Origin of the sequence: Castellaniella sp., assembly GCF_036379515.1 — a bacterium.
GTDB lineage: Bacteria > Pseudomonadota > Gammaproteobacteria > Burkholderiales > Burkholderiaceae_B > Castellaniella.
This window is the reverse complement of sequence record NZ_DASVGN010000042.1, coordinates 1-7,527: the sequence shown is the minus strand read 5'-3', so window position 1 is coordinate 7,527 and position 7,527 is coordinate 1. Positions and strand designations below refer to the sequence as shown.

At 63.2% G+C, this 7,527-nt stretch carries 4 protein-coding genes and 2 pseudogenes; 3 read left to right on the top strand and 3 right to left on the bottom strand.

The window, feature by feature from the left end:
- On the bottom strand, positions 1 to 613 hold a 613-nt coding region (locus VF285_RS14435; RefSeq protein WP_346953341.1), incomplete at its 3' end, for a GntR family transcriptional regulator.
- A 108-nt stretch (positions 614 to 721) separates the two neighbouring features.
- Here VF285_RS14435 and VF285_RS14430 point away from each other — a divergent pair.
- Both VF285_RS14430 and VF285_RS14425 read left to right on the top strand, forming a co-directional pair.
- Positions 722 to 4,114 (top strand): molybdopterin-dependent oxidoreductase, encoded by a 3,393-nt coding sequence (locus VF285_RS14430; RefSeq protein WP_346953340.1) that lies wholly within the window; start codon positions 722 to 724, stop codon positions 4,112 to 4,114.
- A 33-nt stretch (positions 4,115 to 4,147) separates the two neighbouring features.
- Positions 4,148 to 5,596 carry a short-chain fatty acid transporter gene (locus VF285_RS14425; protein ID WP_346953339.1) on the top strand — a complete coding sequence of 483 codons (1,449 nt, stop codon included), beginning with the start codon at positions 4,148 to 4,150 and terminating at the stop codon, positions 5,594 to 5,596.
- Positions 5,597 to 5,648: 52 nt separating this feature from the next.
- Here the strand turns inward: VF285_RS14425 and VF285_RS14420 are convergent, their stop codons facing one another.
- Entirely contained in the window at positions 5,649 to 6,026 is a 378-nt protein-coding gene (locus VF285_RS14420; RefSeq protein ID WP_346953338.1) for a VOC family protein, read from the bottom strand.
- A gap of 79 nt (positions 6,027 to 6,105) precedes the next feature.
- Positions 6,106 to 7,113 (bottom strand): annotated as a pseudogene (locus VF285_RS14415) (acyltransferase family protein); the annotation flags it as partial.
- 163 nt (positions 7,114 to 7,276) lie between these two features.
- Here VF285_RS14415 and VF285_RS14410 point away from each other — a divergent pair.
- A pseudogene (locus tag VF285_RS14410) lies at positions 7,277 to 7,527 on the top strand (hypothetical protein); the annotation flags it as partial.

Genomic DNA, 7,527 nt, shown 5'->3' with positions numbered 1-7,527 from the left:
TGGCCGCCTTGTCGCCATGGCCTTCGTCGAGCAGCTTCACCAGGTGGTAGTGCTCTTTGACGGACGCATGCTGCCGCACCAGGCCCTCTTCGGAGTCCAGCCCGTAGAGACGCATGTTGTCACGCAGTCGCATGACGGTATCAGTCAGCAGGCGATTGCCGGCCTGTGACACCAGCGCCTGGTGAAAGGCCCGGTCGGCCGACAGGTACTGGTGCATGTCGCCCTTCTGTACGGCCTGACCGACGATGCCGGCCAGCTCTTCCAGGCGCGCCCTGTCTTTCAAACCCGCGGCTGCGACGATGCTTACAGCGTAGGTTTCCAGCTGCTCGCGCATGGCGAACAGATCGCGCAGGTCTTGCAGGGAGGCCTGGACGACGCGAAAGCCCCGATTGCGCATTGGCGCGATCAGCCCATCGGAACAAAGCTCGAGCAGCGCTTCACGTACCGGCGTGGTGGAAATGCCCAGTTGCTTCGCCACGCCCGGCACCGACAGCACCGTGCCGGGTGGAGATTCGCCTGACACCACGGCGAATCTGATTTTTTCCAGCACTTTTTCGCGCAGGCTTTGCTCGCCAGCCCACTGGGTGGGGACGGATTCGCTGGAAAAGTCCAAGCTCGGTCTCCTTTTGTCTCGTTCATTGTAGCAAATCACTGCTTGTAGTAACGCGTGACGCGTGATACATTTAAATCTAGTAGCGCGTCACACACTATAAATGCCAACATGGACATACCCGGATACTGCACACTGTGCCGCTCCCGCTGCGGGTCGCTCAACGAGATCCAGAACGGCAAACTGGTCCAGGTCAAGCCTTTGCCGGGGCATCCGACGGGCGGCGCGCTCTGTGCCAAGGGCCGGGCGGCCCCCGAATTGGTCGGCAGCCCACGCCGGCTGACGGTGCCGCTGCGGCGCACCCGGCCGCGCACAGATCCCGACCCGGGCTGGCAGCCGATATCCTGGGACGAAGCGCTCGACGACATCGCGTCCAGGCTGCGAGTGGCCCGTGCGGCCCATGGCGCCGAATCGGTGGCCTTCGCCGTCACCACGCCTAGCGGCACCCCCATGATCGACAGCTTCGAATGGGTGGAGCGATTCGTACGCTGTTTCGGCAGCCCCAACCTGATCTACGCCGTGGAGGTCTGCGGCTGGCACAAGGACTACGCGCACGCCCTGACCTTCGGGCGCGGCATTGGCGCCCCCGACTACGATCGCGCCGACGTGATCGTGCTGTGGGGCCACAACCCCGCGCGTACCTGGCTCGCGCAGGCCACGCGCATTGTCGAAGCCAGGCGGCGCGGCGCCAAGGTCGTCGTGATCGACCCCAAGCCGGAAGGCTCGGGCCAGCAGGCCGACCTGTGGCTGCGGATCCGGCCTGGCGCCGATGGCGCGCTGGCAATGGGCGCCATCCGCCACCTGATCGAAACTCGGGGGTACGACGCGGACTTCGTGCGCCACTGGACCAACGCTCCCATGCTCGTCGATCTCCAGTCGGGGCGACTGCTCAGGGCCAATGAAGCCCTTCCCCATGGAAAGCACGACGAGTTCGTGACAGTCAAGAACGACGGCTCAGTACAAGCCTGCGACACGCGCCGCGCCAATGCAGTGGGCGCAACGGCCCGCCTGCGGGCGCACCTCGAGCTTGTCGGCGTGGACGGCACACCACGTCAATGCGCTACGGCTTTCGAGTTGCTAGCCGCTGAAGCTGCGTCTTACACGGTTGACGAAGTGGCGCGTCTCACCTGGATCGACCCGGACGCCATCCGTCGTTTCAACGCACTGTTCGCCGGCTCGCCCAGGCTTGCATACCATGCCTGGACAGGCGTCGGCCAGCACACGAACGCCACCATGACGGAGCGGACCATCGCCACGCTGTACGCCTTGACGGGCGCCTGCGACCGCCTCGGCGGCAACATCTGGACGGTACCCGCGCCAGTCAACAGCGTCAGCGACTACAGCCTGCTGCCCGCCTCGCAGCAGGTAAAGGCGCTGGGCCTGGAAGAATTGCCGCTGGGCCCGCCTTCCAGAGGCTGGATCACCGCCCGCGCATTCCGCGACGCGGTCCTGACCGGCCAACCCTACCGGGTGTCGAGCCTCATGAGCTTCGGGGCCAACGTCGTGGTGTCACAAGGCGGCTCGGCGCAAAACCTGCAGGCCCTGCAAGCACTGGATTTCCACGCCCACGTCGACATGTTCATGAGCCCCACCGCGCAGAATGCGGACATCGTGCTCCCCGCAAACATGCCGTGGGAGCGCGACGCCTTGAAAGCGGGCTTCGAAATCACCCAGGAGGCCTGTGAACTCGTGCAATTCCGCCAGCGCATGGTGGAGGCACCCGGGCAGGCCCGGTCCGACTACGACATCGTCTTCGACCTAGCCGGGCGCATGGGGATGGGCGACCGATTCTTCGGCGGTAGCATCGAGGCCGGCTGGAACTACCAGTTGGCCCCGCTGGGCGTCACGGTACGGGACTTGCGCGGGAAACCCGAGGGCCTGCGCTTTCCCCAGCCGTTCCGCCATGAGAAGTACGCACCGGCGTCCGATGGTGCCGCCGCGCCCGGCTTCGCGACGCCCAGCCGCCGTGTCGAGATCTACTCGGAAAGCCTGTCCAGGCTCGGACAGCCTCCCCTGGCACGCTTCGTCGAGCCAAAGCGCCTGCCAGCGGACCTGGGCGGCGATTCGCGCTACCCCCTGGTGCTGACGACAGCCAAGAGCGGATGGTTCATCCACAGCTCCTACCGGCACGTTGCGTCGCTGCGGCGCAAATCGCCGGACCCCGGGGTCGAGATCAGCCCCGGCCTGGCCGGTCGCAAAGCCATTGCCGCCGGCGACTGGACACACGTCAGTACGCCGCAGGGAAGCGTGCTCCTGCGCGCCCGCATCAATCCCGCGCTCGACGACAGGGTGGTGATTGCCGAATTCGGATGGTGGGAAGACTGCCCTCCCCTGGGGCGTCCAAAGTCACCGTCGAGCGGCTCATCGAGTTCCAACATCAACGCAATACTGGATGACGCCGAACACGATCCGGTGAGCGGATCCGTCCCACTGCGCGCAAACGTGTGCGACATAGTACGTGCCAGAACGGAGAACCGCGGCGCCTGGTCGGGGCAGCGGGCATTCAAGGTCGCCGCGCGACACGCGGAGGCGCGGGACATGGTGGCGTTGGACCTGGTGCCTTGTGACGGCGAGCCACTTCCCGACTACTTGCCGGGCCAGCACGTCACCGTCACCGCCCCGGATGGCAGCCTGTCGCGCCCCTATTCCCTGACGGGGCCCGGGCACCGGCCGGACACCCTGTCCATCGGAGTCCGGCGAATCCATAGCGCCAACGGCCCGGGCCGGCTGTCCGGCTATCTGACAGGCTGCAAGCATGACGACACGCTGCTGCTCACGCCGCCCCAAGGCATCTTCACGCTGCCGTTGCACGGCATCCGTCCCGTACTGTGCATAGGAAGCGGGATCGGGCTCACTCCCTTCGTCGGCTATCTGGAAGCGCTGGCGCAACGATCGCAAGCAGGCCATGACATACCACGAGTCAGCCTGCTTGCGGTCTGCCGCAACGGCGCCCTACACCCGTTCGCCAAACGCCTGCGCGAATTGGCCAGCTGTATTCCGGGCGCCACTCTGATCGTGCACTACACCGCGCCTGACGACACAGACCGGCGTCCCGGCGACTACGACCAGCGGGGGCGGCCGGACTTCCGGCGCCTCGCGCCTTCTCTGCTGGCGGCACGACCCCTGGCCTACCTGTGCGGATCGGAGTCGTTCCTGGCAAGCGCACGGAACGGACTGATGGCATCGGGCATGCCCGGCTTCGATATCTTCTGCGAGACCTTTGCGACGCAACTCGAGGTGCCTTCATCCCGCACCCCGCAGATCGTGAAGGTCGCCCAGACGGGCAAGGAATTCGTCTGGCGTCCGGAAGCCGGCTCGCTGCTCGATGCCGCCCAAGCCGCCGGCATCGACTTGCCCAGCGGCTGCCGGGTCGGACAGTGCGAGAGTTGCACCATGCGGGTGATCAGCGGCACGGTGGCCCACCTGACCCCTTTCGACGGCCCGGCCGACCAATGCCTGACCTGCCAGGCTATTCCCCTATCAACGCTGGAGCTGGGGCTCTGAAGTACCACAACACTGACATTCAGGAGACAAACAATGCCGCAAGCAGAAAACACATTGCGCACACTGCAGCCCACTCACGATGATTTCTTCGTGCGCCTGTCGCAACGCATGGTTGCCCTCTCGGAGAGATGGTTCCCTGATGCCTATATCTTCGTCCTGATCGCCTGCGTCGTCGTGGCGCTGGGCGCCATTGCCCATGGCGGGTCGCCCGCCGCGGTCAGCAAAGCCTTCGGCACCGGCTTCTGGTCCATCATTCCCTTCACGATGCAGATGGCGCTCGTGGCCATCGGTGGCTACGTCGTGGCCATGGCGCCGCCCGTGGCGAAATGCATGCGATGGCTGGCGCACATTCCGCGCACAGGACGCAGTGCGGTGGTCTTTGTCGGCATGATCAGCATCGGGCTGTCGCTCGTCAACTGGGGGGTCAGCCTGATCTTCTCGGGCCTGCTGGTGCGGGAAATCGCGCGCCGCACCGACTTGCGCCTGGACTATCGCGCCGCCAGTGCCGCAGGCTACCTCGGCCTGGGGTGCGGCTTCACATTGGGCATCAGCTCGTCAGCCGCACAGTTGCAGGCCAACGCGTCCAGTATCCCCGCGTCGCTCATGCCCATCACCGGGGTCATCGGCTTTGACCAGACCATCCTGACCTGGCAGAATCTGGTCATCATCGTACTGGTGACCAGCCTGTCGGCCGCCATCTGCTACTTCACGACGCCCACCGACCCCGCAGCCAGGACCGCCCAGGACCTGGGCGTATCGCTGACCGACGACAAACCCGACGGGCTGAAGCGCTCCCGCCCCGGCGACTATCTGGAATTCAGCCCGATCCTGACCCTGCTGATCGTGGCGCTGGCCGCCGGCTGGCTGTGGGACACATTCAAATCCGGCAACCCGCTCATCACGCTCTCGGGGCTGAACACTTATAACTTCGTGTTCCTGATCGGCGGCGCCCTGCTGCATTGGAGCCCCCGCAGCTTCATGCAAAGCTTCGCCAAGGCCATGCCCAGCGTATCGGGCGTGATACTGCAGTTTCCCTTCTACGGCGCCATCGCCTATATGCTGACCAAGGTCGTCAACGCGCAGCACGTCAGCCTGTCGGACACGGTGGCCCACTGGTTCTCGGCCGTGGCGGTCAATTCGGGCATATTCTCGTTCTGCGTGGGCATCTATTCCGCCGTCCTGGGTTTCTTCATCCCCTCGGCCGGCGGAAAATGGGTCATCGAGGCCCCGTACATCATGAGCGCTGCGAACACCGTCCACGCCCACCTGGGCTGGACCGTCATGGCCTACAACATCGCCGAGACCCTGGCGAATTTCATCAACCCGTTCTGGATGCTGCCGCTACTGGGTATCGTGGGGCTCAAATCCAAGGACCTGGTGGGCTATACCTCGATACAGTTCTTCATTCATTTCCCCATCGTGCTGATCGTGACCGCGATTCTCATGGGCACATTCACCTATCACCCGCCGATTCTTCCGTAAATTCGAACGCCATACCATGCTCCGAACCAACCGCCGGTCCGGAACACGGCACCTACCGCGACGAATTGCCCGGAACGCTTTCGTTGTGCTGCAGGATGTTGATCAGCTTGCCGAACGGATCCCGCACGTAGAAACGGCGCACGCCCCACGGCTCATCAGCCGGCCCATATTCGATGGCGATGCCAGCCTGCCTTGCGCGTTCCAGCACGCATGGCAGGTCATCAACTTCTATGGACAAATCGGGAACCGGCGTGCCCTTGCCGCCTTCCGACGCCACACTGACTTGCACCGTCATAGTCTGGCCCGAGCCGAACGTCTTGATCCACCCCAGGTCCATCAAGACATCCAGGCCCAGCAAATTCTGGTAAAAGCGCTCGGCCTGTCCCGGATCCGGGCTCTCGATGTTGGCAACGATGCGTCGTACTTTCATGGGACTGCTCCTTGCCCTGGCTCAACAAACGCCGGCAGGCGGAAATGGATCGAGCCTCGATCAGGTAATACACCAAGGTCGCCACCCCGATCGACATACCCACGGCAAACACGAAAGCGGAAACGCCCCGCATGCCAAAGTTCAGGTGGTAGGTGCCGATCACCTTGAGGACGACAATGTGCGTCAGGTACAGCGAATAGGAAATATTCCCCAGGAAGAACAGCAACCTGCAGTCGGGCAGGCCGTTGATGCGTTCATACAGCAGCAGCGACAGCATCAGCAACAGGGACGGCAGACCCCAATTCGTTGGCCCATGGCCGTTGAAGACCGGCGAAAAATACCCCAGCACAGACAGCGCGACGGCACCCAGAAGGACCCTCCCCAGGCCGCGCCGGGCGCGTTCCGGCACCTGGGGCAGCATCGTATACAGGCCATACAGGGCGATGCCATACACGAACTCCAGGATCATGGGCGAGGACAATATCGCCAGCGCGGCCCGCTCCAGCCAGGTTCCCGTGAACCCATAGTTCTCATAGGCGGAGAGTTCGATGCGGCCGTTGAGCCAGAGCTGCAGCAGCACGAACGACAACACGATCAGGCCCGCAGTGAAGAACTTGCGGTGCCTGTGGGAAACGGCCAGCCCCACCAGGAACAGCAGGTAGAACGATATTTCGTAGGTCAGCGTCCAGGCCGGGACCAGCATGTTGTAGCCGAAGAAGGGACCCTCATCGGTGTAGTTGGCATGCAAGGGGATCAAGGACCGGACCAGCGAGAAGCCATCGGCGCCAAGCAGAAAGTAGAACGCCAGGACGCTGGTGAACAGCAACGGGTAGATCCTGAAGACCCGCTTCAGAGCATAGGAAACAAGTGGATGCGCTTCCTGACGACGGGTGGCATAGCAAATGATGAAGCCGCTGATGATGAAGAACAAGTCGACGCCAAAGGCGCCTTGGTCGAACAACAGGTTGCCCAGATCTTTTTCAACATAGACACCATTCAAGTAGTGCCTGAAGTGATAAAAGACCACCATCAGGGCCGCCAGCCCCCTGAGGTACTGGATGCTTTTGATGACTTCCGGACTCTTCATTACCTTTGAGACTATCACACGCGTCGAAGGCCAATTGCGACAATCCTTTTCGGATTCGCATCCATGTTACGCACTCAATAGGCGCACAGGCAGCGGCACGGCTGGCGCTTTTTCAGGTTACTCTGACGCTTTTCATTTCCATCTGCTGCATTCGGGTGACAGCTTGCCGCTTCTACTTCCCATCCTGCTCGGCGCCATCGCATTCGGCGCCTACAGACTGTATGCCAGCGTGGCGATGCGGCTCGGCCCCCTGGCCGGCATCGTTGCCCTCGTATTGGCCGCCACGGTGGTCATCGCCGTAGCCGTCTATTTTGTGCATCGCTATCGGCTCATCCACGGAAAGACAGTGAATGGCGAGCGCATCCTGGAACTGTCTGGGAGCTGGGGCCGACTGGCACTGGACGCCAACAAGAA